The organism is Bacillus sp. L_1B0_5, from assembly GCF_000836715.1.
GTDB classification, from domain to species: domain Bacteria; phylum Bacillota; class Bacilli; order Bacillales; family Bacillaceae_G; genus Bacillus_A; species Bacillus_A thuringiensis_S.
On the sequence record NZ_JXIS01000182.1, the window covers coordinates 1 to 2333 of the forward strand.

Consider the following 2333-nt stretch of genomic DNA (forward strand, 5'->3'; position numbering starts at 1 on the left):
CTTTCGCAAAATAAAGCAATTCAAAAATTAAAGTATGGTGAATCTTATGTAAATATGGCTTCTACTATAAAACCACTCACTATTTTAATTGGATTAAACGAAAAGCTTTTCCAACCCGAAGATACTTATTTAGATAAAGGGACTTTTCAGTATGATAATCAAAATAACATTACGAATGCACCTGGAACGCCAACAGGTGAGATTACACCGAGGCAGGCTATCATTAATTCATCTAACACATTTATGACAGCAAAAGTAGCTCTGCCCTTATTTAACCAAAATAATGGAAATATAGAAAAAGTGGCACATATATGGACAGATTATTTAATGCAATTTGGCCTACGTTCTAAAACCGGGATTGATTTGCCCTTTGAAGAAGACGGACAATACGAATTGCATCCATCTAATAAGTTTGAAAATGGAATCTCCGCTTTATTAAACGCCTCTTGGGGAGGAAATGAAGTGCATACCCCTCTTCAACTCGCTCAATATGCAGCAACTTTGGCAAGTAAAGGTGATAAATATAAACCTCAAACTGTAAGTGCAATTATTAGTCCGGACGGTAAGGAAGCAAAAAAGTTTAAACCAATTTTAGAAAGTTCAAATCGTTACCCGATGAACTTTTTGAGTGTCGTGCAAGGTGGAATGAGTCAAAATATAGAGGAAATTAAAAAGTTGCCCTTTGACGTCGCAGGTAAAACAGGTATTACAGGTTTTCCGAATGAGCAAGAAAGAATGATAAATCATTCTCTTTTCATTGCATATGCTCCTACCGAAGATCCACAAATCGCCATTTCTGTCGTTATTCCTGGTAGTAATTCAGAAAAAAACATCGCTGCTCTCGTTACAGCAGAAGTTTTAGAGTTCTGGCATACACTTCAAAAAGAGAATAAAAACAAAGAGGAAGGTTCATTAAAGTGAACCTTCCTCTTTTACCATATAGAATCTATATTTATTATTTTCCATTCACCATTATCATTTTTTTCGAACATAAATGAATACTTAATATCAGTTAAAACATACTCTTTTTGTACGTATCCAGTATTGCCATTAATTGTCGATATTTTTATATATCCATCATTTTGCACTTTTTCTGGAATCCAAGCTTTTACCATTTCATTAGATACTTCATATAAAACTTTTGATTCTCGTTTTGGTTCAGCTAAAATTTTCGTTTTATTTCCAGTAACCGTTGCATATATAAAATGCGCTTGCTTTGGTTGGTTACTTTCTGTCATTCCACTTGGCACTTTGTATACTTTTTTTGTATCATTTACAAATTCTCCCCCCATTGCAAGGGCAACTTGCAACTCATGAAAGATATCTTCATCAAACTTCAATTCATCCTTCTTATAACTCTTCCCTTTAAATAGAACTTCATCATTTAACGCTTTATACAGGTCATTTTCATTTTTTGAATTTGTGCTTTGATATAAATCATTCATAAATTGTCTTAATGATGGATCTTGAGCAGATTCATCTTTTGTTTTAGGCTTAATTTGAGTACTACTTTGTACCGGTGATTTATTATCATCAAGCCAAGGTTGTTGAACAATGAAAAATAACATTGTACAAACCAAAACAACTACAACAGGTAACACTTTTTTACGAAATGGTCTTTTATATTTTACGAAATCCACTTCATTATTTTCGTATATAGACTGCTTTATTTTAGAAATAAATTCTTCTTCATCTTTACGATTCTCCATTGGACCTTTTTTTATTTTTCTATACCAGTCAGGATTTTGTTTATTGTTCATCATTACTACCCTCCCCTATTAATTTTGAAACCTTACTTCTTGCTCTACTTAATCTCGATTTTACAGTTCCAATGGATACTCCTAATGTTTCAGCCATTTCTTCATATGATAATTCATATTTTGCGTCCAATATAATTATTTCACGGTGCTTTTTAGGTAGTTTTAATACAACCTTCCACACATCATTCATTTCTTCTTGCTTAAAAAATTCTTGTTCTGCTGACAGGGATTGCTTATCGTCACTAAAAAATCCTATTAAAGATATCCTTTTAAAATAAGAGGATTTCAAATAGTTTATTGCCGTATTTCTTGTGATTTTTAATATCCACGTTTTAATAGATGACTCCTTTCGAAATGAATTCCAATTTTTAAACACCTTTATAAATACATCTTGCGTGATATCATCTGATAAGTGTGGATTTTTCGTAATAATAAATGAATAATTCCATACATCTTGCCAATAGTCTTTTATAACATAGTCCAGCTCATCATGATTACACTTTTCAATAAACGTCTGTTCCATTTTCACACCTCAAACTTATTTGAATAAACATAAAAACCGCCCTCACTTTT

3 protein-coding genes are annotated in these 2333 nt (G+C 32.2%); 1 reads left to right on the forward strand and 2 read right to left on the reverse strand.

The window, feature by feature from the left end:
- On the forward strand, positions 1-921 hold a 921-nt coding region (locus tag RT27_RS31385; RefSeq protein WP_043939163.1), incomplete at its 5' end, for a penicillin-binding transpeptidase domain-containing protein.
- Between the two features lie 11 nt (positions 922-932).
- Here the strand turns inward: RT27_RS31385 and RT27_RS31390 are convergent.
- Both RT27_RS31390 and RT27_RS31395 read right to left on the reverse strand, forming a co-directional pair.
- A complete protein-coding gene (locus RT27_RS31390; protein WP_043939168.1) occupies positions 933-1760 on the reverse strand; it encodes an SH3 domain-containing protein in 828 nt (275 codons plus the stop codon).
- Complete coding sequence (locus RT27_RS31395; RefSeq protein WP_043939165.1) at positions 1750-2283, reverse strand: sigma-70 family RNA polymerase sigma factor; 534 nt, start codon at positions 2281-2283, stop codon at positions 1750-1752. The genes RT27_RS31390 and RT27_RS31395 overlap by 11 nt, the downstream gene beginning before the upstream one ends.
- Positions 2284-2333 lie beyond the last annotated feature (50 nt).